The sequence below is a fragment of the Bradyrhizobium sp. STM 3561 genome (assembly GCF_045571455.1).
GTDB lineage: Bacteria > Pseudomonadota > Alphaproteobacteria > Rhizobiales > Xanthobacteraceae > Bradyrhizobium > Bradyrhizobium vignae.
Genome location: NZ_CP120695.1, coordinates 5,232,177 through 5,256,269 on the forward strand (window position 1 = coordinate 5,232,177; position 24,093 = coordinate 5,256,269).

Below are 24,093 nucleotides of genomic sequence, written 5' to 3' on the forward strand. Positions count from 1 at the left end.
CTCCTGAAAATGCTTCAGGAACTCGAGGATCTACGAGAGAAGGTCCGGCTAGCAGAAGCCGCTCGCGTACTGCACTAAGGTTGGCGCGTTTGAGACGCGTTAAGACAGCCATCCGCCGGGGCGGGTCGGCTCGCTTAGTCGCTCCTCGCCACCCGTAAATTTCCCAATATCGCTCGCATCGAACTCATTCGATCATTTCGAAATGAGATCGTCAAAGCCCAAGGAATGGATCGAGGCTGAGCGGAAGCGGCTGGCTTGGCTGGCGCGTCGCCGTGTCGTCTCGGAGATTGCGGCAGCGCTTGGCCGGCACGCCGGATCCATCAGGCGGATGGCACGGGAAATGGGATTGATTCTGAAGAAATAGCTTAGCACTTCCGTCGCAATCCGGCCCAAGTTATTGATAATTTGCGAGGTACTTACGATGTCGCTTTGATGGCGGCATGCCTCGCTCTTCACGCAACTACACACCTACACACGTCGACGGCCGGCCGCTCAAGATCACTTTCGGCGAGATGCGTGAGATGGGCGTGCGCGTGGTCCTACTCTATTGCGCAGATTACCGGTGCAGCCACAGCTTGGCACTCAATGCTGACTGTTGGCCGGATGGCATGCGGCTGTCAGATCTCGAGCCCCGGTTTGTGTGCGTGGCATGCGGAAGGCGCGGCGCCGATGTTCGGCCGGATTTCAAGAGCGGCACGCCGCCACTCTCGTTGGCTCGGGCGGCTCCGAGCCGCACATGCCTGCCGCTACCAGGGAAGGTACAGCATGACGAATAGGCCAAGACCACCTAGGACGAATGCCCAGGCAACCGGGCTGATCACTGTCCGGATTTCCATGATGCCCCGAACGCCCCTAAGTCCCATCATTTGTCTTAAAGCGACAAATTAGGCAGTCTTTCGGCCGCGTGCCTTCTGCGCAGTCCAAATTGTCATTGGAGACGTTTTATGCCCAAGGAGAATTGCCTGATTGTTCGTGCTGCCGGGAAACAACTCGACCTGTTACGGGGCGAAGCTTCCCGCATCGCGAAAGAAGCTAACGCCGCTTGGTGGACCGACCGCGCGGAGATCGGCACCAAGTTCTGTTTTGAAGACCCTAAATCAAAAGAGTCGTTCGCACTCACTTGCGACAGCCTCGGCATCAGCTGCCAGGACGGCTAGTGCATTGAAAAACAAGCCGACCTGGGGCGGCTGGCGGGTTCCTCTTGGCCATGTAGGCGGTTCTCGAAGTAGATCGCCCGCCGCAGTTCAGCGGTGGTGCTCATCGCTGGACTACTGCGCGCGGGCTGCGCAGGGCGTATAAATCAGAATCCGCGTGCCCGTGTAACTCGAAGACGCCGCATAAATCCAATCGCAAGCGCAACCTCAGGAACGCATCGCATCGATCGTGTGGGCGATCAGGATCGCTACGCTGACGCCGATGAGAATAACGAGGACCCAATTTAAATACACGCTCGCCTCCAATCTTTGGAATTGAACGCGCGCAATTGTGCACAGTCAAAAACAACCGGCCGAGATTATTAATTTCGGCTCTGGGCTGAGGATTCAAGGTAACTGTTGCGTCCGCTGTCGGCCCTATCGATGGAATGCCATGAACAGAAGGACCCCGACAACGCACGCCGCGAGTGAGAGCAAGTAAATACCCACGGCAACCCCGACTCATCTTTGACTAGGGATTTAATTGGGAACTCGCGCTATACGATGGTCAAGCCTAAGCTTCCCAAGAAACGGTTGATATGCACTCGCGTTTGCGGCGGTAATGCCTCTGGATGTAGCCGCCGGTGCATCGGCCAGGCGCAGCACGAAGGAGTGCCTGAGGTCGCAACAACACTCTAGTCTTAAATGATGGACATAAATATTTAATGGAGGAAATTATATCCTAAGTTAATCCCACGCTCGCGAGGGGCCGCCAGTGCGAACCGGCGGGCGCCGCTGTTGTCCCTCGAGGGCGCGTGCGCAGGAACGTTTTGCCTGGCCCGGCGTCGAATGGCCTCCAAACCCGCGGTTCGCCATGCACAGAGCAGTCGCTTATGCAATTTCGACCGTCATCGTCCTCCTTGGCGTCTGGATTATTGCTGCCGGCCTGTCGTCTGGCTCGCCTGTCCTATGGATCGTCGTCGGGCTCGTCCCCATAGTGACCGGGCTTGTAAGTGCTTTCTGTCCCACCTGATGGTTTTGCACCTTCCTGACGCGGAACGGCACTGACGCGCGTCGAGTTGTCCTCGGAGAGGCCGTGGACCTGACCGAGATCGAGCGCGCGTTCTTAGAACAACTGTCTTCCGAACCGTGGATCAGCACACAGCTGTTCGATCACGAACTCGTTGCTCGCCTGGTAGAGTCTGGCCTAGTAGAGGCAATCCCTGAAGCATCTGGGAATACCGAATATCGAATTACCGCGCAGGGCCGTGCGGCCTTGAGCGGATAGAGTTGCTTCGCAGAAGCTTGGGCCATCCCGCCCTTAGTTAAGCATGTCTGCCTTTTCAGGATCGCGTTTTCGTGGTCGCTCACCCTGGATCGCGTAACCAGCGCTTTGGTTTGGCGGCCCGGGCCCTCGCAGGAGAAGGACATCGACTTCAGTCGCCAATCGCGCGTCTATCCATGGATGGGGGGCGCCACCGGCTCGGTAGCTTCGGGAACAAAGCCCGTTCGCCTCAATTGCCGCTACATGAAGTGGCTCGTCGGCATCGTTGCGGTCCTCCTGCTCTGCCTTGTGGTGTATGCCGGGTCGGCTTTCGTTTCCGCGTTGGATCTGGTTTCGGCCGTTCGGAGCGGAGACGCTGTTCAAATCATGGCCCGAACGGATTTGTTGCGTGTCCGCCACTTCCTCGTCGACCAGGTTATGTCCGCCTATCTCGATCGACTCGGCCAAAGGCGGCCGGTGCGCCCATTAGAGCGAATGGCGATAAACGCGTTCGGCTCTCAGAACAAGTGGCGCAAGAGCAGAAAACGAGTTCTCAAAGTCAGCGACGAGATCAAATCAGCCGTTCAAAGACAGGGCTATTACCTTCGCAGCTTGCGGATTACCAAGGAGCGGATGATCTAGATCGAGGCTAAAGGCTCTTTGGGTGGTTGGTCTTCGCCGCTCCATCCAGCTGCGCTAGCCCAGCCTCGATCACGATGATATCTTCCTCGATCTGCTGAATGGTTGTCCGGCAGTCAACGTCGGTGCGTGCCTTCAGGTCCACGGCCAGCTTCCGGCGCTGTATGCGCAAATCGTCGAGAGCTATCCTGTTATTGAGGCTAACGTAAGCGTCCACAATAAGCTCGATTGCGCTTGGCATTCAGACCTCAGTCCTAATCACCCACCTGCAACACTTAGCCCGCGACACTCTTCACAATGGCATCTCTTCGCAAATTGTGTCCAGCGGCCGTCAAATGCGACCCTATGACCAGACCGAGCCGCCTTAGCGTCAGGAGGGCAAGAGGGTCGCACAGTTCAATTGAAAGTCCGGCTCCCAATATCGCAATGGTGCGTTGTTCATCGCTATCGAGATCAGCCCATGAGATGTCCATCACGCGGCTCCGCGTTAAACAAATTACTAAAACCCAATGCGTGCCTGATTTGCCGCAGCATATCCATGGCCGCGTCTGTATACCGACCTTTGGCTAGATATCGACCGTTTGCGCGGTGCCAATCAGCGCCACAACTGCCACCGCGAAGCCCTTAACATTGGGCCTCTCCAGAAGAGACCGCCAACCGGGCGTGTCGAAATATTAAACCGTTCTCAGAATGCGTCGCCGCATATGGCGACGACCTATATGCAAATGGTGACAGCGACTCGTAACCAATTCCTTAACGAGCCGCCACGTCTGGATGCGCGCGGTGGGATGAGGCGAAGACATTGCAGCGGGCATTGCCTGATGATGTCTTGAGTTGCGCGCGCCGAGAACAAAGAGGACAGCGGCGGCCGCAAGGACGATCGTCATTAAGCTCGAACCAGACGACATCATTTCTTCGTCTCCGGATTGGGCTCAGGCGCATTCGGCAAAGCTGTTGCAGGGCGCGAGGCAACGGTTTCTTGGGCTTCAGCCCCAACCGCGCCAATGCGGCGACGACATATTGCGGATGTTTGTGACCGGAGGGCCGCCGGTAGGCGGCGGCATGCCCCAATGCATCAGTGTCATCTCGCATCGGCTTCCGTGTTGCGGATCACGGGAGCCGGATAATCGGGAAAGACGCCGGGCATGGGCTGCAAGTTGCCAACGTAGCGATTGACCACGCGGAAGAGCGCAAGGATGGCGGCTTGTTTGGTAGTGATGCTGTAGAGATTACACATTATTAAGACCGGCTCCCGGCCCGACGTACCCTGTTGATTTTGCTACCTCGAATAAACCATTCCCGATCCAGCTCGCGCACGGACACGCGCGGTGTGACCGGGAGCGACGGCCGTCTGTGGCGGCTAGCCCTGACGTGCGTCCGCTCTGCCCCGAAGAGCAGACCCAACGGGCAGTTACAGCGAAGGCAGCCTAGGACCAAAAGCAGAAGTGAACGCGATTACAGCGAGGTCAACGACCGGCGTGCGGCCTGACCTCAAGTTCATCTCGAAACCGTCTCAGCAGCATGGGATAATAGTTTGCGATGCTGACTACCTGACCGTTTTCATCGACATCATGATCAATATCCGCGCCCCTCAGAACCTGACGATCTACTATTGGTAACGTTTGAGGAAAATAGGCAGCAAGAAGCGCGGATGCGTACGATGGACCAAAGCCAGCAATCTTGGAATTCGTGTGCCCGCTCAATGCTGGAAATTCACCTGCCTCAGCCCCAAGGCTATCGATGGTTTGGATTTGCCGGAGATCACGGCCGGCGATCAACTTAGCCAGCCGTGAGAGCTGCCTGCTATAACGCGGCAATTTATCGCCAAGGCTTTGCAGGGGCTCGACAACGGAATTGTTGCCGCCCTTGAAATTGCTGACAAGAGCCAATTCCACTGAGTTGATTTCATAGCGTTCCTCGGCGGACTTCAGACTTATGAAATGAAGAAGATACTCGAATGCAAAATTTAGTTTGTCCCAACGTTCCATATACGTTTTTGCTCCTGAGCAGACAGCTATCGCTCACCCGGCCACCAATGCGACGGCGGATCGTTCGCCGAAATCTTTGTCGCCCGCAGCGCAACCAGATGGCTACGCTTGTACGGATAGCCGCGCACCTCCGAACAGTCCTTACAGCGCATGTACCGCTCTAGCTCGTGGATCGGCGTTGTCTTCGGCCGCCGCACAATATCGAGTGCGACAGTCTGATGGGTCTCGCAGCCGAGGCACTTCACTTCGAGATATAGATACCCAGCGTTAAGGGCATCCCCGAGCGCGGGCGATGGCTGGGCCGGCCCTTGGAAGGCGAGCATGCGTTTATTCCAGGCTTCGCAGGCAAGCCGGTCGGCGACCTTGCGCGCCTCCATCGCCCGCTCTGTCGATGCGCGGACCGAGGCGCCATAGATGCTCTCTCGTGACTTGGTACCCATGCGCATATGAAAGCGCGGCTGCGGCCGATACGCAAATTATCAATCGGGGATGGTACCGGGGCAGAGCTACTCGCAATCGTGGGTGTGGATATGTCCGCTGTTACAGGTGAACCGGACCAGCCCCTGAGAGCTTCGGACCGCTGCTTTTGACCCAAGTGCGACATTCGTAATGCTCGCAATCGGCGCGTTCCGCGTACATAAGACGTGCCCGCCTCCGTCGCCGAATGCTTTGTGCCTTGGATTGAATGATTGAATCGCGTTGTTCACAGCAGGATTGATCGTGGATTGCCGTGAGTCCACCAACCATCGGCCGCGTAGACGTCAAATAGTTGCTTTATCCTAACGTATGGTCCGCTTGTAGGTAGCCGGCGTCACGCCAGTAGCCCGTCGAAATGCGCGCGTAAAACTAGATTGTGATGAGAACTGACAATCGAAGGCGATCTCACTGAGAGACAGCTTCCCCGCCGTGAGGAGCTTTTTGGCGCGCTCCAGCCGGCGTCCTTTAACATAGCAATGGGGCGGCGCCCCGGTACTGGCCGCAAATGCGCGCGTAAAATGGAACACGCTGAGACAAGCGATGCTCGCAAGATCGCTTACCGTAATCTCCTCAGTGAGGTGGTCTTCAATGTAGGCAAGGACTCGTCGCAGTCTTACGTTATCAAGCCCTAATCCTGGCTCGCGTTGCAAGCGATGCAGCGGGCTTTCCGAGTGCTCGTGAAGGAGCCTTGCAGCCAAAAAGAGGGATGCGGTTTCGACCAGCATACGCCCAGATGGCGTTGGATCTGACATTTCGCGCAGAACAGACAGAGCAATCTCGTTGATGACGCTATCTTGGACGCCGGACATGTAGCGGATTGATCGTCCGGGGAATTGAGGCAGGTTGAACTCGGCCTCCAGGCGGCTGAATGCGAGTTTTGGAAGGTACAAGTGAGCGACTTCCAATTCCGGCGACGCGATCCGGATCGCGTCCGCTCTGGCGGCCATAGGATTGAGCCAGATCGTCCCGTTAGAGGGGCGGACTTTTCGCCGCTCTGCTCCGACCTTGCAGGTCACAGCTCCTTGATCTGAACCGTTGACCATGACCGCAACCTCCAAGTCCTCTCCTTCAGCCCCAGGTCCTTCGCAGCTAGAGTGAGATCGAAGCTCTGCGAAAAGCGTCGACCATCCCAGATGGTCAGACGACCTGAGCAGTCGGGAGGCTGGGTATTTTCTGAAGCCTTCGGAAGACAGGGTATACGACAAGTCAGCTCAAACCTAAACTTAAGCCATCATGAGAGTGTGAACTTAGACTATATACAACAGTCAGGCCAGCACTTGCTTTCAGGTTTGAACGATTCGCTCCGATCGGTTGTAAAAAAGCAAACAAATCCGGTTCTGAACGTCGGCGAATCCGCATTGGCATTCCATCGGAGCAACTGCTCTACAACGGCTTCCCGTATCGCCATCAGTCGAACCCAGGCACTTTCGCGCGTAGCACCCAGCACGATCTGGGTGCTACGACAGCTAACACTCTTATCCCTCTGCTCCGTCCATTACATACGCTCGTTGGCGTCTGATGATCCGCGTACCGTCTAGTAGAGGAACCAACTGCGTCCTTCAGCTTCGTCGATCCAAGTCTCAAGCAGGCTCGTCGTCGCAATGTCATGGCTGTCATCGCATATTTTGTGGGCGCGGCGCATTGCCGACTCGAGTCTCAGGTTGTCCTCTCTCAGCTCAGAAAGCATGGCCTGCGGATCGATAGGTTACCGAGCGACGAACGAGAGCAATAGCTCGTTGATCTTGGTTTTTGTCCGTCGTGCATATCCATGTCGCTGTCGGACCAGGGGTGACCCGAGCGGCCGTGGCTCCTGCTACGAGTCGATCACTGAAAGGCGCGATGAAAGTTGGCGCAGCGGCAATCGCCGCCGCGCCATAGACGGTTAGTTCGTCGCAAGTTCGAGATGTCGGCGCACGCCCCGGCTCACCTGATCGATCGCCGCCTCGGTGGAGGGAAGATTTCGCAGGGCGTTCAGCAGCACGAAGTCGTGGATCGTTCCGTTGTAGCGAACGGCATCAACGCTGACACCCGCATCTTTCAGCTTGCGCGCATAGGCTTCGCCCTCATCGCGCAGCGGATCGTTCTCGGCCGTGATGACGAGCGCGGGCGGCAATCCCTCGAGCTCGTGAGTGCTGGCGCGGAGCGGTGAGACATAGGGGTTATCGCGGGTCTTTGCGTCGGGAGCGTAAAGATCCCATCCATACTTCATGAAAGAACGCGACAGGAAACGGCCAGCCCCGTACTCGTGGTATGACGCAGTATCGACACTGGCGTCGGTCGCCGGAATGAGCAGCACCTGGTAGGTGATCCTCGGCCCCTGGCGGTCCTTGGTCATGAGAGCAAGGGCGGCGGTCATGTTGCCACCGACCGAGTTGCCGGCCACAGCAATACGACTACCATCGGAGCCAAACTCGCTGGCGTGCTCGGAAACCCACTTCAGTGCGGCGTAGCACTCGTCCAACTGGGTCGGGAATTTGGCCGCCGGCAAGGGCGTGTACTCGACGAACACGCCAATCTGCCCAGAGCCGACGACAAGATCGCGCAGCAGGCGCTGGTGATTTACGAAATTGCCGACGATCCAGACGCCGCCATGTATGAAAAGCAGTACACCTGGTTTTCCGCTCAGGTGCTCAGGCTTCATAATGTACAATTTGACCACTCGACCATCTTGAGTGACAGTCTTCTCGGTTGTCGTGACGCCCGATATCTCGACGGGTGTCTGCGACTGGAGTCCGGTGAAGACTTCCTGCGGTTTGGGTTGCGGCAGCTCCCAGAAGGGGCTGCTGTCCTTGTTGATCTTGGCCAGGAATGACCGGATCTGCGGATCGATCCGGGGATCAGTCGCGACGTTCGGGGCCGCTGAGGCAACGTGGGTCATGAGGCTTGCTCCGATTGTCAACGCTGCGAGTTTGGCAGTGCGGTTCATGGAATTGGTCCGGATGATTGTGACGTGTGACGGCTTGCAGAGGTTATTTACGAGCCGCGCCGACGGTTTTTTGTCCCGTGGCTGCGATTGTATTGACCGAATTTGCTGTCGCGGCGATCCACACGAACTGGCCGGCTGGACGGACTGCGTGCGTGCTCGTTGCAAGGTTCAATGTTGCCTTGTGGCCCGAAGGCGAAGAGGTTCGGAAAGCCGCATCATTCCGCTGATCTGTTAGGACCGGACTTTGGCTGCGCAGTCTGCTGAACTGGGGGTTCCGGAATTCGGAATCGTAGCAATCTATTGGGAATGTCCCTATTTTTTCCAAATGCGTTCTTTTGAGTTTTGCCTGTCCACCAAGAGCATTGCGGTGCCAGGCCAGGCCCCGACTGGCTTCACGAAGTTAAGTACGATGGCTATCGCCTCCGATTGGAGCGCGATGGCGACCGTGTGAACTGGTCGATAGAAGTCCCGGACGGCCTTGTCACTGCCCGCTGTGCTGCGCGGCTGACGCCTTCAGAAACCGACGTTCTCATGCGCGTCGAGGACCGGCGAATTGCTTTCCGGGTCGGCATCAATGTTGGCGACGTAATCGTTGAGCCCCATGACATATTTGGAGATGGAGTTAACATTGCGGCGAGGCTTGAGGGCATCGCAGACCCTGGCGGCATCTGCATCTCGTCTTCTGCCTACGATCAAGTAGCGGGCAAGATCGAGGTTGACTTCGCCGACCTGGGCGACCAGCACCTCAAAAACATCGCTCGTCCGGTTCGTGCCTATGCCGTAGCTCGAGATAAGTTTGCCTCGACAGCAAAGGGCGGCGGCACGACACCTATCCCACCCGAGCGTCACGCTTGTCTATGGTGGTGCTGCCGTTCGCAAACATCGGCGGCGATCCCGAGCAGGACTATTTCGTCGATGGCGTGACGGAGAGCCTTACTACCGACTTGTCCCGCATCAGGGGCTTGTTCGTTATCGGTCGCCACACCGCATTTTCCTATAAGGGAAAGTCAATCGACTTAAAGCAGATCGGCCGCGAGTTGCATGTTCTCTATGTGCTGGAAGGCTCGGTGCAGCGGAGCGCGAACCAGCTCCGGGTGAACGTGCAGTTTGTCGATGCCGAATCAGGCGCTCACCTTTGGGCCGACCGTTTTGATAAGCCGATCTGTGATCTCTTCGAGATGCAAGATGAAATTGTATCGAGATTGGCCAACGCGTTGAATGCTCAGCTTATCGCCGCTGAGGCGAGGCGATCGGAACACTCATTGCACCCGAGCGCCCTAGACTTGTACTTCCAGTGTATGGCTCGCTGGAACAAAGGTGTGACCCCTGCCCACATGGCGCAGGCACGAAGCTTTTTCGAACGTGCTTTAGCAGGCTGTTGAAGAAGTAGCCAATCGGCGGGCGATGAAGGGAATGTCGTCGCCGCCTTCGAGGCATATCTCACCTTCAAGCGAGCCATCGGCGAGCTCTTCTGCCCAACCACGGCCTCTTGCGGGCTCCATCTCGTCGCTGCCGTCCCACGTGAACTCCACGGCATCGCCTTCGCAGCGGCCATATATTGCCCCCGTGAGGCAATCCAGGGCGAACTCGCCGCCTTCGGCTGCGAACAGGATGTAAGAACCCGCCCCGGCCATGTCGTGATCGGGCGTTTCCACCACACGCCATTTGCCCCGCACGCTCATGGCTGCACCACCAGCAGCTTGGGCAGACGGATCAGATTGTAGGCCGCGAGCGCCAACGTAAAGGCGGCGTCCACGCGCTCGCGCCCCCGTAGCTTCACCTTGGCCAGACCGGCGGAACTCTTGATCCACCCGAACACCTCCTCAATCCGTTTGCGGCAGCGTTGGCTAATCTCGTATCCGGCGTGGCGGGTGGTGCGGGCGTCGACCGCCGTCCTGCGCGGGGTACCGGTCTTGCTGAGGTGTCCGTCGATCGCGATGTGCGGCGTCACCGATCGTTCTCTCAAGTCGTGGACGAACTGCGTGACGTCATAGGCCTTGTCCGCGCCGAGCGTGATCCGCCGGCCTGTGCGATCACGCCGATCGATCAACGCCAGCGCAGTCTCTCGTTCGGCCGTGCCGGTGGCCTGGCTGACGGCACCGCCGACCGCCAGACCATGGCGGTTCTCCATCAGAGCATGCCCCATGTAACAGAGCTTGGCCGGCCGCCCATCCCCCTTCTTGTAGAGCCGAGCCTCCGGGTCGGTCGTACTTTGGTGCGTCTCGTTTGAACGCTTCTCCTTGTGGAAGCTACGCTCAGCGTTGCGTCCCGGACCCTCGCTGTCGTTGTCGTCTCCGTCCTTTCTGCGGAAGCTCTTGATCGAAGCCCACGCCTCAATCAGCGTGCCGTCGACCGAGAAGTGATCGCTCGACAACAGCCGCTTCACCTTCGGCTGAGCCAGCACCGCCGAAAGGAACTTGACGGCGATCTCACCCTCTAACAGCCGGTCGCGATTCTTGGAGAAGGTCGAGTGGTCCCACACCGGATCGTCCACGCCCAGACCGACAAACCAGCGGAATAGCAGGTCAAATTCCAGCCGCTCCATCAATTGTCGTTCCGAGCGAATGCCGTAGAAGGCCTGCAGCAGCATCGCCCGAAGCAGCCTCTCCGGTGCAATCGAGGGCCGGCCAAAGTCCGTGTAAAGCCCCGCAAACGCCTTCGATAGATCGCCCAGCGCAGCGTTCACAATCTCCCGGATCGTCCGTAAGGGATGGTCCGGACGAACCCGCGCTTCAAGATCCACATAACTGAACAGCGATCCAGACCGCTCGTCCGATCCTCGCATCCCGGCCTCCCGATTCAATCATCGAGAGAATCACGTCCAATTCCGTCCCGCCAGAGACTTCTTCAACAGCCTGCTAGAGCTTGATCCAGACAACGTTGAGACGCTGGTGGGCATCGGAGCTGTCGACGTAACAAGAGCTGGCTTTTTTCTCGCCGACGGACGCGCTTTTTGCCGCGGCCGAGGCGGACTTGAACAAGGCGATATACTTGGCGCCGCAGCATGCCCTTGCTCACGCATTTTTGGGTTCTGTCTTATTGTGTACCAAACGCGCGATGGAAGGCATCGCGGAATGCGAGCACGCGTTGGAATTAAACCCGAATTTGGCGGAGGCCCATGCTTTCATTGGTTGCGCCAAAGCCTTTATCGGACTCGCCAAAGAAACAGAGGCACATGTACACAAGGCAATGCGCTTGTCTCCCGTGATGAAGGTACATATCGATGGATGACGTGGGTCGGGTTCAGCAAATTGCTGCTAGGAGCCGACGCCGAAGCAGTTGTATGGTTTCGTCGAGGTCTGAATAGTAACCCGAACAATCCCATAGCGCATTTGGACCTCGCCGCTGCGCTTGCCCATCTCGGAAAACTGGATGAGGCGCGGGCTTCCACGAACAAGGCGCTTGCGCTTAATCCAACTCTCACCATTCGTCGCTTGAGGAGTATTCCATTTAGCGATGATCCGACGTTTCGCGAGCAAGGCAGGCGCGTCATTCAGGGCATGCGTCTGGCCGGGGTGCCAGAGGAGTAATTTCGCCGATGGGTCAATCGCGACGGTTTGGCTCGGGTTAAGGCTGGTCCGGTCTACCCCTGAGAGCCGACAGAGCCTCTGCAGTGGGATGCGGCTGCCATGGGCCAAAAACGGTCATTCCGGGTTCTAGCCACTGGCCTTACGATTGTTGCGTGGCAGGGTAATGATGAATTCCGTGAATTCGCCGAGCTTGGTTTCGACGTCGATCCTGCCGCCATGTTGCTTGACAATGATGTCATGGGTCATCGAGAGGCCCAGGCCCGTCCCTTCCCCGGTCGGTTTCGTGGTGAAGAAGGGGTCGAATATCTTCTCTCTGACTTCCGGCGGGATGCCGGTCCCGTTGTCGCGAATGCGGATTTCCACGCTGCTGCCTAGATCTTTGGTGCTGGCCAGCACAGTCGGCTCGGCGCCCGTCCCTCCATTCTCGATCCTGCGTTTGGTCGCGGCATAGAAGCCGTTCGAAATCAGGTTGAGCAACGCGCGACTGACTTCCTGAGGAAACACCTCGATTGTGCCGGCATTGGCATCGAGCTCTCGTTGCAAGAAGATCTCGAAGCCTGACTTTTCGGCCCGGGCGCCGTGATAGGCAAGGTTGAGACTTTCTTCGACCAGCGCATTGACATCGGCTACGCGTTGCTCGCGGGAGCCTTCGCGCGAATGCAGCAGCATGTTCTTGACGATGGAGTCCGCACGCTTGCCGTGCTGCACGATCTTGGAAAGATTGTCCTTTAGCATGCCGGTCAGCTCGTCTGTCTCCTTGCGGATCGTCTCGACGAGCTCGGCCTGCCTCAAGACGTCGTTGAGTTCGTCGGTGAGTTCGACCGAAAGCGTCGAGAAGTTGTTGACGAAGTTGAGCGGGTTCTTGATTTCATGCGCGATGCCTGCGGTGAGCTGACCGAGCGAAGCCAGCTTCTCGGTCTGGACCAGACGGTCCTGGGCCGCCTGCAAATCAAGCAACGCCTTCTCGGCGGCTTCGCGAGCCATGCGAACAGCGTCCTCGGAACGCTTACGCTCGGTGATATCGGCATAGATCAGCACAAAGCCGCCATCTGGTACCGGGTTGCGGCGGACCTCGACAATGCAGCCATCGGGACGGACCCGTTCGTAACGCATTTCGCGGCCGATATCGTCAACGCTCCTCGCGAGTTCCGCCTCGAGATCGCCCGAACCAAACTCGCCTCTGGCGGCCAAGTAGCGGAACAACTCTGCGAAGTTCGGACGGCTGACGAGCAGGTCGTCTGGCAGATCGAGCATGTCCTGCAGATTGCGATTCCACGCGGCAAGCCGCTTGTCGGCGCCGAACATCGCGACCGCGTCCCCCATATTGTCGAAGGTAACGCGCAGCTCCGCCTGGCGCTCGCGCAACTCATCGAATAGCCGCGCGTTCTCGATCGCGATCACCGCCTGGTCGGCGAAGCTGGTGGCGAGTTCGACGTCCTTGCTCGCGAAGGGTTCAACGCGCGTACGCACAATGCTGAAAACGCCTATCAGCGTATTCTCGCGAAGCAACGGAACGCCAAGCGTCGACCGATAGCCGGCGATCGCCTGCCCTTTGCTGAGAGTGTATTCCGGATCCTGCAAGACGTCAGCGATGGAAACGGCGCGAAGCTCCATCGCTGCTCGGCCAGACGTCGAGCCCCGGCCGGGCGTGAATGGGTTCGTCTTGAAGAATTCTCTTGCCTCGATCGATAGCCCGTAATCGGCGATCAAGTGCCAGAGGTCATGCCGAAGATGGAACATGTACACCTGGTCAGCCCGGCAGAGGCGCGCCACCGTCTCAACCAGAGTTTCGAGTACCGTCTCCAGGTCGACGGATGAGCGGCTGATCACCTTGAGGACGTCGGCCGTCGCGGTCTGCCGCTCCAGCGCTTCCTGCGTCTCGTTGAACAGACGCACGTTCTCGATGGCAATCACAGCCTGGTCGGCAAAAGTTTGCAACAAGTCGATCTGCTTGTCCGTGAAGGGACGCACTTCAGTGCGACGAATGTTGATCGCGCCGATAGCTTCCTGCTCGCGCATCAGCGGAACGGCAAAGAGCGAGCGGTGCCCGGTATTCAGCGAGAAGGCTCGAGCTCTCGGAAACTCGACTTCTTCGGCCCACAAATCGTGAACATGAATGGGTTTGCGGTCCACTACACAACGCCCACTAACCCAGTCGCGGGAAATCGGCCATTTGTCGACGACGGGGATGTCGCCGTGATGAGCTGCGATACGGAGAAAATCGTCCTCGCGCAGCAACAGGACGGCGTCATATGCATCGCACAGGCGACACGCCGACTCCGTCAGAGTATCGAGCACCCTCTGCAAATCAAATGTCGAGCGGCTGATGAGCCTGAGCACGTCGGCCGTCGCCGTCTGCTGCTCGTGAGCTTGATCGAGCTCTATACTCTGACGTTCAAGCTTACGCCGTAGAACGGCAACAGAGAGTGCCTTGTGACGAGACGCTGTCCCGCGCTTGGTCTGGGTCGATTTGCGTCCGTATTGCGAACTTCTCTTCCTGCCGGCTTTCGCCCTGCCTGCTTTGTTGCCGGTCTTTGACGCGCGCGCCATTTCCCGCCCCTGGGTCCAGAGCCCGCATTTTATCTGTCTGCGGTGTCGGAGCAAAAGGGTCGGATTCGTCCAAATCAGCTGTTGACTGGCTGCGAGGATGCCGCTTTGGGTCAATCGCGACGGTTTAGCCCGGTTTAAGTTAGGTTCGGTCTATCCCTGACAGCCGACATATCTTGGGCCGTGGCATGGGGCAGCGATGGGCCAGCAACAGACCACGAATCCTCGCCTTTGAAGGCAGAGCGAACGCCAGTATCCCGGCGCGGCCCTGATTGGCTATTGCGCACCCGCCCATATGACAAGTTCAACGGGTGACCGTCGGCCGCTTCACCGCTCCAGCGTGCCGAGATAGGCGGCAAGCGCCAAAAAGTCTGCCTCGTTGAGCGCTTTGACCCACTTCGATCATCGGCTGGCTCTCCGGCCCAGCGCGGAAGCCGTGCTGGTATTCGTAGAGCTGGCGGAAGATGTAGGTGGGCGAACGCCCGGCGATGCCCGGCACGACGTCGATGCCGGTCAGCCTCTCGCCGTGGCAGGCGGCGCAGGCGATCTCCGGCTTCGCGGCCAGCCCGCGGCCGGCGGCGACGCTACCGGGCGGCACGTAGGCGGTAAAGCGGACGCGCGCGTCGCGGTTGACGAAGCGCCCGACGTCCGTCGGCGTCTCGATGATGCGCATTCCGATCGGCTCGCGTTCATCGCCTTTAGTGACGAAAAACCAGCCGGCGACCGTCGGTTTCGGCACGGTCTCAGTCTCCACCACATCGACCAACTTCTTTGGCTTGATGGCGGCGAAATATTCAGCCGCCGCCTTGATCTCGTCGTCGTTCGCTGCCTTCGCGAGCGAGATCATCCATGCTTGGGGAATGCGGTCGGGCAGTGCTGTCGAGCGTTTGCCGCTCCTATAGTCCTGTATCTGCTGAATAAAACATGCGACCGGCAGGCCGGCGATGTCAGCGTTCTCCGGCCCCCCCGTGCCAGAGGCACGATGGCAGAAGCCGCAGGCGTAGACGTCAGGCTGGCGGCCGCTCGCCACTACCGCCGGCATCGCTGGATGATCACCTGGGTGCCAATCCGGCGCCAGGAAGCGATCACGCGTTTGTGGGACTGTATAGCTCGCCGTGCTATCGGGAACGTGGCGAGGTTGGCCGTCGTCTGGGGGCGGCTTGAAGTCGGGCGGGTTGTAAGTGTAGGCCCAGAACGGCGGCTTGCCGGTGATCTGCGCGTGCGCGCCCGCCGTACATACGAAAGTCATGGTGAGTGCACTTACCGCCTGAGCGGCCAGTCCCAATCGTGCCATGCTCGCCTCCGGCCTATCTGCCCAGACGAAGACAGGTAAATTAATGACGAATCCGCGCTGGAGCAATTGGCTTTGCTGGCGATTCAGGCCGCCGTCCTGAGGTCCGAGTTGGATCAACAGCAGCGATTTGAGCCTCGGCCAATGACTTCCGGTCTGCCCCACACTTCCGACATGTCCTGCGCCGGGCAAACGCCGGGCAAACGGTCGCGAAGGGCCTCACACGCAGACATTCCGCCGCGTTCAGTTGAAGATCAACGAGGCATCACACCGATCTGCTTCAGGAATCCGATGACGTCCTTTTCCGCCCATTTCTCGGCGAGCTTGCCGTTTGCGATGCGATGAATGGTTATGGAGGTCATCATTAAGTCGTTGCCGGTGCGCGGAGCTCCGGGCAGGTCGCCTTCATGCTTGCCGTAGGAAGTGAGGCGTGTGACGACTTTATCTCCTTCGGCAATTTGATCCTCGATTTTGTGATAGCCTGGCGTCGCTTTCCAGAAGATCTCGAAGACCTGCTTGAGGCCGTCGCGTCCCACCCGTAATCCGGGAAAAGGTGGGGGATTATGATCCTGATAGTCCTCAGCAACCAGTTCATCCATGGCGTCGAGATTGCCATTGTCAATCTCTTCGTAGAACCGGCGTACGATGCGCTTGTTTTCTTCGGTCGACATCAGACGCCTCCTTTCTCGCGGCCTTCTGAATTTGTCGCTCCACACCCATACTACCCTAGTTTCTGGGCGAACTCCTAAAATGCACGCGCAGAGTTGGTTGCTGGCGGTTCCGGTTAGATCAACAGTGGCGATTTGAGCCTCGGCCAATCACTTCCGGTCTGCCCCACACTTCCGACATGTCCCCGCGCCGGGCAAACGGTCGCGAAGGGCCACAAGCGGAAGCTAGGACGACAACGTCGTGCCTGTTGACGGTGGACGTCAGCTCGCCAGCCTTCGGCTGTGGAGCTTGCCGCAATCAGGACGGCAAGGCAGCGAGCCGTTGCATGGTTCTTCGCCACACTGCCCCTTCCTTACTCAGAAATCGAGCCGCTTTGATGCTATTTTGAGCGCCCTCGACATTGCCTTCGTGAGGAGGGAACCTAACATGCTCCTTGATGAATCACATTTTTGGAGATTTCATGAAATACTTTGGCGTTATCACAGCCGCCGTGCTGGCAGCAGCCGTCGCCACACCTGCACTTGCAGGGAGTGCGACACAGAACCCCGAGTGGCTTACGAAGCAGAAGGCTTGCAAGAAGGAGGCTTCTGCGCAGGGGCTTCATCTGTCGAAGAAGAAGGCGTATGTCAAAGAGTGCATGGCTAAGGCCTAACATTTACCAGCTGCACTGCATCAACAACCCCGCTTCGGCGGGGTTTTTTTGTTCATCGTTTGCCGCTGCTATTTCCCGTTCGCCTTTATGACCTTCTTGAGCACTCTTTCGCGGCTCGATCGGAGCTTTGTGCAAACTGCAAAGCATTACGTTCGTGCATCAGTGACACCCCGCTGCCTCTCGATAGTCAGGGAGCAAACTGAACAAATGCAAAAGTGATCTGCAAGCAGGACCGATGACGTCCAACTTTTTCGCCGGGAGACAGGAAAAGCTCCAAGTCCGTGTCGGGTCAAAGGCTGCCCTCGGTGGCTCCACGATGGCTTTCCGCTCAACCCTTGGAAGCGGACCGTACGGGGCCCAAATGGGGAGGTCAGCCACAGGCCAACAGCAGACATCACTTTGCGAGATTATTTCCAGCTCACCACCGATAACGCGCTATGCCCTTACCGGCGTGGCTGCGGGTGGCGTTGGAGAACTCGCCTTCGAACGTCACTGCCGCGGACCAGCCGTTCGACCATTTCTTTTCGGCTGACGCCGTGTCGAGCGCGGCACCGGCATCGCGCCGCTCAGAACGCCACCCGCAGGCCGCCGCGCGCGCTGACGACGCTGCTCGAATCCGACATGCCAATCGCCTCGGCGGCGCCGAAGAACGAGACGCCTTTGCGCGTCTGCCATTCGAGTCCGCCGCCGCCCAGGACGCCCGCCACTTTGTTCTTCCCCGGTGTGACGAAGGGCAGGTTCGCGCCGAGCAGCACCGTGTTGACCGTCGTGTCGCCAAGCCGTTGGATGCCGAGCGCGCCCACATAGACGTTGGTGAGCAGGAGATCCGGTCCGACCGGCGTCGCGCGCGTGAGCTTCAACTCGCCACGCTCCTCGACGTTCTGGATCGTGCGGCTCGCGACCGTCAGCGGTGCAGTCGCGCCGGTCTCCGTATAGCCGTCGAAAAAGCCCGCCACGTAGCGCACCTCGAAGGACGGCGTGAGGGTGTATTGCGACCACAGCGGAACATTGACCGAGTATTTCGCCTCCGGGCTCACATACGAAGTGTTGTAGCTGGCGGTCGCGACCTCGGTGCCGAGATTGCTGTTGACCGAGCGCGAGACCGTGCTGGTGCCGGCACCGCCGTGCAGTGCGACCTTAAGGATTGAGGGGGCGCCGAAGGACGTGAACGCATAGCGGCCGTAGAGACCGCCGAACCCGGTGTCGGTCCTGGTATTGCCGGCGCTCTGGTCGAGCGAGAGATAGCTCTGTCCGCCGCCCACGAAAGCCCCGAGCCGCAGGTCGGGTTGCACCAGCAGGTCGAAGCCGACAGCGCCGCCCGAGAACATCGTGGTCGAGCCCAGCAGCACGCCGTCCGCATCCTGCGTGTGCTGGCCGACGAAGCCGCGCGCCCAAACGCTGCGGCCGTCGGCGGTCACCACGGTCGGGTTCTTGAACAGAATGGCATCGCTCGCATAGGCGAGCGCCGGAATCCCCGCGAAGGTGTCGATGCGCTGGGCGGACGAGTCGTCCGGCGCGAAGGCCGAGGCGAGCGGCCCGTTTTGTGCTGCGCCGGTGCCGCCGAGCGAGCCGAGAATGCCGGAAATGCTGCGGGTGAAGTCCATCAGGCTGCGGTCGGCCACCGCAAAGGGGGTCGGGTCGAGCGCGGCGAACTGGTTTCCGCGAATGACGAATGGCGCGTCGCCGGAGCCGTTGATCGTGCCGGTGAAGTTGTTCAACGTCACCAGCCAGGAGGCGCCGCGGCCGGCGGTGAAGTTCACCACGTCCGCGCCGCCACCCATGTCGATCGCGCCGACGATGCGCGAGCCCGGCAGCAGCGTCAGCGTGTCGTCGTTGCCCGAGAACTGGAGCGCGGTCCCCCCGGTGCCGATGATGGTGCCGGAGTTGGTGACGTTGGCGGCACCTCCACCGAAAAGTGTCGAATCAATGCCGACATTGCCGGTGATAGTGCCTGAGTTGGTTACGGTGGTGGTGGCGGACCGGATGCCGTAGACGCCGCCCGAGATGGTGCCTGTATTCGTCACGTTGGCAGCCAAGATGCCACCGATGCCAACGCTATCGCCCGCGATGGTGCCGGAATTGCTCACATTGGCGGTGACGGCGCCGACACCGGCGCCCGCCGCAGCCGAGATCGTGCCGGTATTGGTCACGTTGGCGGTGGTGGCGAACACTCCGTAGGTCGAAGCCGAGATGGTGCCGGAATTGATCACGTTGGCGGTGGTGGTGGCGAAGACTCCGGAGGTCGAACCCGAGATGGTGCCTGAATTGGTCACGTTAGCGGTGGTGGCGACGGCAATACCGAAGTCCCCCGAAATGGTGCCCGAATTGGTCACATTGGCGGTGTCGGCGATGATGCCTCGAAGCGAACCCGAGATGGTGCCCGAATTCATCACGGTGGCCGTGAAGGCGGAGATGCCGTCTTGAGTATCACCGGAGATGGTGCCGGAATTGGTCACGGTAGCGATGGTGGCAGCAATACCGGTGGCCCCCGAGATGGAGCCCGAATTGGTGACGGTGACCGCAGCGGGGGCGAAAATGCCGAAGTTCGAACCCGAGATGCTGCCGGCCGCAGGGTCGCAGGCAGCATGAGCCGCAGGAGAGAACCCGATCAACGCGAGCGCGGTTGCGCCCGCACTCAGCACCCATCGCGCGCGAGTCGATTCCCGGCTCGGGAGATGCGAGTATGCTGCTGCCGTCATGGCCAACCTTCCGTATGCGCTTAACATTGGGTCCCGACGTCGCTAGCAGGCAATTGTTTGGGCAATATTTAAGGAGCGCCAGACATCCGGGAATCCTGGCGCGCGTGAACCGATCGGGCCGGTGATGCGGCATGCTGGCAACAGTTCGGGCTGCGGCGAGCTGACCGCGCAGGGCCTCGGTTACCAGGCGTAACGAACCGCGGCCTTGCCGGCGTAGCTGCGCGTCACGTTGGAGAACTCGCCTTCGAACGTCGCGGCCGCCGACCAGCCGTTGGCCCATTTCATCTCCGCGGACGCGGCGGTGAGCGCGGAGTCACGCGCCTGCGCCGCGCCGTTAACAACGAAGCTCGCCCCCGGCAGCGACTGGAAGATCGCCCCGATGCTCCGGTCCGGACTGAAATCATGGGCCCAGGCGAGGCGGCCGCGCAGCGTGAGAATGCCGTCGGTCATCGCGAAGGACTTGTCAGTGCGCAGGCCGAGCTCGCTGCGCGGCGCAGTGACGCTCTTCGCAGCGTAGGCGAGCGCGAAGTTCGCCGTGCCCGTGACCACGCTTTCGGCATAGGCCGGCAGATCGAACGTCGTGAACTGTCCCGCCGCATAGGGCGTAATGCCGACGCCACTGAGCCACGGCGCGACGAAGCGAAAGCCGCCTTCGAGCCGGCCGGACCAGGCATTCGCCTTGAACTCCGCCCGCAGCTGATCGAGGCCGGCGACGGTCACGGTGCGATTGGTGGTGATGTCCTGCCAGCCATAGGCCAGCGCACCCGTGACATAGGTTGCGCCATTGGTGTGCCGCATGTAAGCGGCGGCCTGGAACAGATCGGAGCGTCCGCTGCCAAGATTGCTGACACTGAAATTGGTGCCGCCGCCAGCAAGCGCAAAGCCGGCGAGCGTGTTCGGCGACAACTGATAGTCGGCGCCGGCGGCGGTGCCGAAAATATTGCTGGTTGCGCGGTTCGATCCGGCCAGCGCATTGCCATCGGTGGTCTGCGAGCCGCCATAGCCCGCCGCCCACACGCTCCAGCGCGGCACGAAGGGAATCGGCGGCGCCTTGCTGAACATCGCGAACGCATCCTTCGGCGTCCGCCTCGCGGCATAGGCGCTGGCGCTGCTCTCCTCCGCATATCCCGGCGCTGACGTCGCGCCATTGATGCCGTTGCCGCGACCCGTGAGCGGATCGGTCAAGAGACCCATGAACTGGCTCATGGCGTTGAACGTGGTCTGCTGCGGGGCGCCGCCGAGTTCGCCCGAGAGCTGCGTCAGCCCGGCCGGTGTGAGGCTGCCGAATACGATCGGAATGCTGCCATTGCTGTTGAAGAAGTTGACGAGCGCATTTCCGACGTTCTGCTGGTTGCCGGACAATCCCGTGCCCGACGGCGCCACGAAGCCGATGGCGAGATCGAGATAGGCATGCGTGCCGTCATAGCTCAACGTGGTCTTGAAACCCGACGGCAGGCCGATGTTGGCCACAGTCGGGTTGAACGTGCCGCTGATGCTGCCGGCGGTCAGGATCATGTACTGCTTTTCGACATAAGATCCGCCCGCGAAACTGGCGCTCACGGTGGCGCCGCCGAGCATCGCCGTGCCGGTGACGGTCGAGTACGATGACGTCGTCGGGTTGACCTGCACGAGGTAGATCGCGCCCGATGCGAAAGCGAGGCTGCCGGCAATGGTCGTGGACGTTCCTGCCGTTCCGTCGCCGGCCGCGAAGGTGCCGCCATTGGCAATGTTCAGCGTGCCGATCGAGCCGGTGCCGAACAATGAGCCGCCCGAGACGGTGACGGCGCCGGCAATCGTGCCGGCATTGTTGAAGGTGCCGCCTGTAAGGGTGAGGCCGCCGCTCAAAGTGCCGAGGTTGGCACCCGTGCCACTGTTGGTCACCAATCCCGTCACCGTGGCGCCGGCGGAATTGGTGAACGTGCCTGACGTCGTGATCGCACCGTTCCAGGTGAGATTGTTGGTGATGGTGCCGGCGCTGGAGGCGACATTGCCGGTCCAGACGCTGTTGTTGGTGATGATGCCGGTGTTGGTCGCGACGTTGGCGAGATAAGCACCATTGTTGGTCACGGTGCCGGCATTGTTGAGGTCGTCCTTCACAGTGCCGCCAACGGCGACATTGAGGCTGCCGCCTGCCGCATTGGTGATGCCGCCGACCGTCGCATCCAATTGCCCCCCGCTTGCCACGGTAATGACGCCGCTGTTGGTCAGAAGTCCCTGCAGCGTGTAGTTGCCGGCTGCGCCGATGGCGAGCGTCGCCCCGCCGGCGTTGTCGAAGGTCGAATCGCTGGTCACTGTGCCGCCGACGCTGAAGGTACCGGCGGCGTTGGCGATCGCGCCATTGATCGCGCCGCCATTCGCATTCACGGTCGCGGCATTGCTCAGGCCGCCACCCACGGATCCGCCGGTTTGCGTAAACGTACCGCCGCTGACGGTCACGCCGCCGTTGAGCGCACCGGCGTTGGTCGACGTGCCTACCGTGTTGGTCACACGACCCGACACCACACCCGTCGCAGCGTTGTCGAATGTGTTCGCGTTGCTGACTGTCGCGGTGACCGTGCCGGAGTTTTGAAATGTCGCGGCGTTGGTGACGTTCGATGTGATCGATGCTGCCGACGCCAGGACCAGCGTGCCGGCCGAGACAATGGTCGTGCCAGTGTAGGTATTGGTGCCCGTCAACGTCGTCGTGCCGCTGCCAATCTGGTTGACGCCGCCCGAACCGGAGATCGCGCCGCCAAACGTCACTGCATCGGAGCGGTTGAATGCAAGGGTCGCATTGTCGGTGACATTGCCGACGATCGACCCGGTCGTGCCGCCATTGCCGATCTGCAGCGTGCCGGTGCTGATCGTCGTACCGCCGATGTAGGTGTTCGCGCCCGTTAGCGTCAGTGTGCCCGCACCATTCTGGATGACCGAGCCGTTGCCGGTAATGATGTTGCCGAGCGTCTGGGCGATTGCTTGATCGAAAGTCAAGCTGCCGCCACCGTTGATGGCAAGGTTTCCGGTGAGCGACCAGGACGTGCCTTGCAGCGTCAGCGTGTCGCTGCCGCCGGTGAAGGTGATGGCGTCGGCCCTGCCGAACGACACTAGTCCTTGGCCGGGCATGCCGCCGCTAATGGATCCGCTGTTGATGATCGTGAGATTGCTGCCGACGATGCCGGCGCCGCCGCGGCCGTTGACTCCGCCGTTGTTGTCGCCGCCGTCACCGCCTTGGATCGTGCCGGCGTTAGTGATGAACGAGGTGCCGAAAACGCCTACGCCGCCTTCGCCGCTACTGCCACCGGAATTGGTGCCGGTGCCGCCGGTGCCGCCCTGAATTGTGCCGAAGTTGGTGAGCGTCGTGGCGCCGGAAACGCCTGAGCCGCCCTGGTTGCCGGACCCGAAGTCGCCACCGCCGCCGGTGCCACCCCGAATTGTGCCGGAGTTGGTGACGGTCGAGGTGCCGGAAACGCCCGAGCCGCCGCGGCCACCAGCCCCGAAACCGCCGCCGCTACCACCGCCGCCGCCCTCAACTGTACCGGAGTTGGTGAGGGACAAAGCGCCGGAAACGCCGGAGCCGCCGTCGCCGCCGCCGCCGTCGGTGCCACCGCCGCCAACGCCGCCCCGAATCGTGCCGGAATTGGTGATGGACACTGCGCCGGAAACGCCCGAGCCGCCGCCACCGCCGTGGCCGCCCCCGGTGATGCTGTCGTTCTCGCCGCCGCTACCGCCGCGGCCGCCGATGATCAAGCCTGAATGAACCAGCGCGCCGGAGCCGAGGAAGGCGACAGCGTCGCCGCCGCCACCGCCGCCACCACCAGCACCACTGAAAGCACCACCGCCGCCGCCGCCGCCGACGATCGCCGACGCGGCAGAGGTCGTGATCGAGACGCCATCAAGGACAACAACGGCCGCTCCGCCGCCGCCGCCACCACCGCTGGTGTCGCTGCCGGATCCGCCGTTGCCGCCGAAGATCACAGCCGTAATGGTTTGATCGGTTGCAATTGCAGCTGGGTCACTAGCGGCCGAACCGCCTGATCCCGGCGTCGTCCCCGCAGTGCCGTCTGTTGCAGGAACGATGCCGCTACTCCCGTTGCCGCCGGCGCCGCCGCCCGGACCCGGTCCGGCTGCCCCACCTCGTCCACCCGCCCATGCGGGCGCGGTGGAAAAGCTCAGCATCACGGCAAGCGAAAGCACGGAGACCGTTTGAAGCAGACTCCAGCGCGAGAGCAGACCGTGTATCGCGGGAGATGATCTACCAAGAATTGAAGCCCAGCATTGCAACTGGACTGAACGAACGAC

General features: G+C 60.3%; 19 protein-coding genes and 3 pseudogenes. 7 read left to right on the forward strand and 15 right to left on the reverse strand.

Annotated elements, in window-relative coordinates; all coding sequences use genetic code 11:
• Nucleotides 1-192: 192 nt before the first annotated feature.
• Nucleotides 193-456, reverse strand: coding sequence for a hypothetical protein (locus P6U28_RS24795; protein ID WP_160118789.1), 264 nt, complete (start codon nucleotides 454-456; stop codon nucleotides 193-195).
• 488 nt (nucleotides 457-944) lie between these two features.
• Here P6U28_RS24795 and P6U28_RS24800 point away from each other — a divergent pair, with 488 nt between their 5' ends.
• The 3 genes and pseudogenes from P6U28_RS24800 to P6U28_RS24810 form a co-directional block, all read left to right on the forward strand.
• Nucleotides 945-1,157: a hypothetical protein gene (locus P6U28_RS24800; RefSeq protein ID WP_122401595.1), complete on the forward strand. Its 213-nt coding sequence runs from the start codon at nucleotides 945-947 to the stop codon at nucleotides 1,155-1,157.
• A gap of 1,072 nt (nucleotides 1,158-2,229) precedes the next feature.
• Nucleotides 2,230-2,421 carry a hypothetical protein gene (locus P6U28_RS24805; RefSeq protein WP_122401594.1) on the forward strand — a complete coding sequence of 64 codons (192 nt, stop codon included), beginning with the start codon at nucleotides 2,230-2,232 and terminating at the stop codon, nucleotides 2,419-2,421.
• Between the two features lie 240 nt (nucleotides 2,422-2,661).
• Nucleotides 2,662-2,883 (forward strand): annotated as a pseudogene (locus P6U28_RS24810) (DUF2939 domain-containing protein); the annotation flags it as partial.
• A 163-nt stretch (nucleotides 2,884-3,046) separates the two neighbouring features.
• Here P6U28_RS24810 and P6U28_RS24815 read toward each other — a convergent pair.
• The 7 genes and pseudogenes from P6U28_RS24815 to P6U28_RS24845 all read right to left on the reverse strand — a co-directional run bounded on the left by P6U28_RS24815 (nucleotide 3,047) and on the right by P6U28_RS24845 (nucleotide 8,379).
• Complete coding sequence (locus tag P6U28_RS24815) at nucleotides 3,047-3,277, reverse strand: hypothetical protein (RefSeq protein WP_407120125.1); 231 nt, start codon at nucleotides 3,275-3,277, stop codon at nucleotides 3,047-3,049.
• Nucleotides 3,278-3,909: 632 nt separating this feature from the next.
• Nucleotides 3,910-4,273, reverse strand: a pseudogene (locus tag P6U28_RS24820) (SOS response-associated peptidase family protein); the annotation flags it as partial.
• Nucleotides 4,274-4,502: 229 nt separating this feature from the next.
• On the reverse strand, nucleotides 4,503-5,024 hold the full coding sequence (locus P6U28_RS24825; protein ID WP_407120126.1) for a hypothetical protein: 522 nt from the start codon (nucleotides 5,022-5,024) through the stop codon (nucleotides 4,503-4,505).
• Between the two features lie 26 nt (nucleotides 5,025-5,050).
• Nucleotides 5,051-5,464 carry a hypothetical protein gene (locus P6U28_RS24830; RefSeq protein WP_407120127.1) on the reverse strand — a complete coding sequence of 138 codons (414 nt, stop codon included), beginning with the start codon at nucleotides 5,462-5,464 and terminating at the stop codon, nucleotides 5,051-5,053.
• Between the two features lie 339 nt (nucleotides 5,465-5,803).
• Entirely contained in the window at nucleotides 5,804-6,559 is a 756-nt protein-coding gene (locus tag P6U28_RS24835; protein WP_122401588.1) for a helix-turn-helix domain-containing protein, read from the reverse strand.
• 476 nt (nucleotides 6,560-7,035) lie between these two features.
• Nucleotides 7,036-7,188 carry a hypothetical protein gene (locus P6U28_RS24840; RefSeq protein WP_122401587.1) on the reverse strand — a complete coding sequence of 51 codons (153 nt, stop codon included), beginning with the start codon at nucleotides 7,186-7,188 and terminating at the stop codon, nucleotides 7,036-7,038.
• A 195-nt stretch (nucleotides 7,189-7,383) separates the two neighbouring features.
• Complete coding sequence (locus tag P6U28_RS24845; protein WP_407120128.1) at nucleotides 7,384-8,379, reverse strand: alpha/beta hydrolase; 996 nt, start codon at nucleotides 8,377-8,379, stop codon at nucleotides 7,384-7,386.
• A gap of 588 nt (nucleotides 8,380-8,967) precedes the next feature.
• Here P6U28_RS24845 and P6U28_RS24850 point away from each other — a divergent pair.
• Nucleotides 8,968-9,797, forward strand: a pseudogene (locus P6U28_RS24850) (adenylate/guanylate cyclase domain-containing protein); the annotation flags it as partial.
• Here P6U28_RS24850 and P6U28_RS24855 read toward each other — a convergent pair.
• Entirely contained in the window at nucleotides 9,795-10,109 is a 315-nt protein-coding gene (locus tag P6U28_RS24855) for a hypothetical protein (RefSeq protein WP_129145188.1), read from the reverse strand. The pseudogene P6U28_RS24850 and the gene P6U28_RS24855 overlap by 3 nt on opposite strands.
• Complete coding sequence (locus P6U28_RS24860; protein ID WP_129145238.1) at nucleotides 10,106-11,212, reverse strand: IS5 family transposase; 1,107 nt, start codon at nucleotides 11,210-11,212, stop codon at nucleotides 10,106-10,108. The genes P6U28_RS24855 and P6U28_RS24860 overlap by 4 nt, the downstream gene beginning before the upstream one ends.
• 188 nt (nucleotides 11,213-11,400) lie before the next feature.
• Between P6U28_RS24860 and P6U28_RS24865 the strand changes: the two genes are divergently transcribed.
• Nucleotides 11,401-11,658 (forward strand): hypothetical protein, encoded by a 258-nt coding sequence (locus P6U28_RS24865; RefSeq protein WP_407120129.1) that lies wholly within the window; start codon nucleotides 11,401-11,403, stop codon nucleotides 11,656-11,658.
• A complete protein-coding gene (locus P6U28_RS24870; RefSeq protein WP_407120130.1) occupies nucleotides 11,655-11,957 on the forward strand; it encodes a tetratricopeptide repeat protein in 303 nt (100 codons plus the stop codon). Before P6U28_RS24865 ends, P6U28_RS24870 begins: the two co-directional genes overlap by 4 nt.
• Nucleotides 11,958-12,083: 126 nt before the next feature.
• Here the strand turns inward: P6U28_RS24870 and P6U28_RS24875 are convergent, their stop codons facing one another.
• From P6U28_RS24875 to P6U28_RS24885, 3 genes are all read right to left on the reverse strand, one after another.
• A complete protein-coding gene (locus P6U28_RS24875) occupies nucleotides 12,084-14,507 on the reverse strand; it encodes a GAF domain-containing protein (RefSeq protein WP_209295736.1) in 2,424 nt (807 codons plus the stop codon).
• A gap of 301 nt (nucleotides 14,508-14,808) precedes the next feature.
• Nucleotides 14,809-15,798 (reverse strand): c-type cytochrome, encoded by a 990-nt coding sequence (locus tag P6U28_RS24880; RefSeq protein ID WP_407120131.1) that lies wholly within the window; start codon nucleotides 15,796-15,798, stop codon nucleotides 14,809-14,811.
• Between the two features lie 251 nt (nucleotides 15,799-16,049).
• Entirely contained in the window at nucleotides 16,050-16,466 is a 417-nt protein-coding gene (locus tag P6U28_RS24885; RefSeq protein ID WP_209295738.1) for an ester cyclase, read from the reverse strand.
• A 458-nt stretch (nucleotides 16,467-16,924) separates the two neighbouring features.
• On the opposite strand from P6U28_RS24885, the gene P6U28_RS24890 reads away from it, so the two are divergent.
• A complete protein-coding gene (locus tag P6U28_RS24890; protein ID WP_407120132.1) occupies nucleotides 16,925-17,116 on the forward strand; it encodes a hypothetical protein in 192 nt (63 codons plus the stop codon).
• 566 nt (nucleotides 17,117-17,682) lie between these two features.
• On the opposite strand, the gene P6U28_RS24895 is transcribed toward P6U28_RS24890, so the two are convergent.
• Nucleotides 17,683-19,815: an autotransporter domain-containing protein gene (locus P6U28_RS24895; protein ID WP_407120133.1), complete on the reverse strand. Its 2,133-nt coding sequence runs from the start codon at nucleotides 19,813-19,815 to the stop codon at nucleotides 17,683-17,685.
• Between the two features lie 180 nt (nucleotides 19,816-19,995).
• Nucleotides 19,996-23,988 carry an autotransporter domain-containing protein gene (locus tag P6U28_RS24900; RefSeq protein WP_407120134.1) on the reverse strand — a complete coding sequence of 1,331 codons (3,993 nt, stop codon included), beginning with the start codon at nucleotides 23,986-23,988 and terminating at the stop codon, nucleotides 19,996-19,998.
• Nucleotides 23,989-24,093: the final 105 nt, after the last annotated feature.

Bases quoted from the DNA above. Each gene is read 5' to 3' on its own strand.
- P6U28_RS24875 (WP_209295736.1), bottom strand. From the start codon at position 14,507: ATGGCGCGCGCGTCAAAGACCGGCAACAAAGCAGGCAGGGCGAAAGCC.
- P6U28_RS24880 (WP_407120131.1), bottom strand. From the start codon at position 15,798: ATGGCACGATTGGGACTGGCCGCTCAGGCGGTAAGTGCACTCACCATG.
- P6U28_RS24855 (WP_129145188.1), bottom strand. From the start codon at position 10,109: ATGAGCGTGCGGGGCAAATGGCGTGTGGTGGAAACGCCCGATCACGAC.
- P6U28_RS24870 (WP_407120130.1), top strand. From the start codon at position 11,655: ATGACGTGGGTCGGGTTCAGCAAATTGCTGCTAGGAGCCGACGCCGAA.
- P6U28_RS24845 (WP_407120128.1), bottom strand. From the start codon at position 8,379: ATGACCCACGTTGCCTCAGCGGCCCCGAACGTCGCGACTGATCCCCGG.
- P6U28_RS24830 (WP_407120127.1), bottom strand. From the start codon at position 5,464: ATGGGTACCAAGTCACGAGAGAGCATCTATGGCGCCTCGGTCCGCGCA.
- P6U28_RS24815 (WP_407120125.1), bottom strand. From the start codon at position 3,277: ATGCCAAGCGCAATCGAGCTTATTGTGGACGCTTACGTTAGCCTCAAT.
- P6U28_RS24860 (WP_129145238.1), bottom strand. From the start codon at position 11,212: ATGCGAGGATCGGACGAGCGGTCTGGATCGCTGTTCAGTTATGTGGAT.
- P6U28_RS24895 (WP_407120133.1), bottom strand. From the start codon at position 19,815: ATGACGGCAGCAGCATACTCGCATCTCCCGAGCCGGGAATCGACTCGC.
- P6U28_RS24840 (WP_122401587.1), bottom strand. From the start codon at position 7,188: ATGCTTTCTGAGCTGAGAGAGGACAACCTGAGACTCGAGTCGGCAATG.
- P6U28_RS24890 (WP_407120132.1), top strand. From the start codon at position 16,925: ATGAAATACTTTGGCGTTATCACAGCCGCCGTGCTGGCAGCAGCCGTC.
- P6U28_RS24800 (WP_122401595.1), top strand. From the start codon at position 945: ATGCCCAAGGAGAATTGCCTGATTGTTCGTGCTGCCGGGAAACAACTC.
- P6U28_RS24885 (WP_209295738.1), bottom strand. From the start codon at position 16,466: ATGTCGACCGAAGAAAACAAGCGCATCGTACGCCGGTTCTACGAAGAG.
- P6U28_RS24825 (WP_407120126.1), bottom strand. From the start codon at position 5,024: ATGGAACGTTGGGACAAACTAAATTTTGCATTCGAGTATCTTCTTCAT.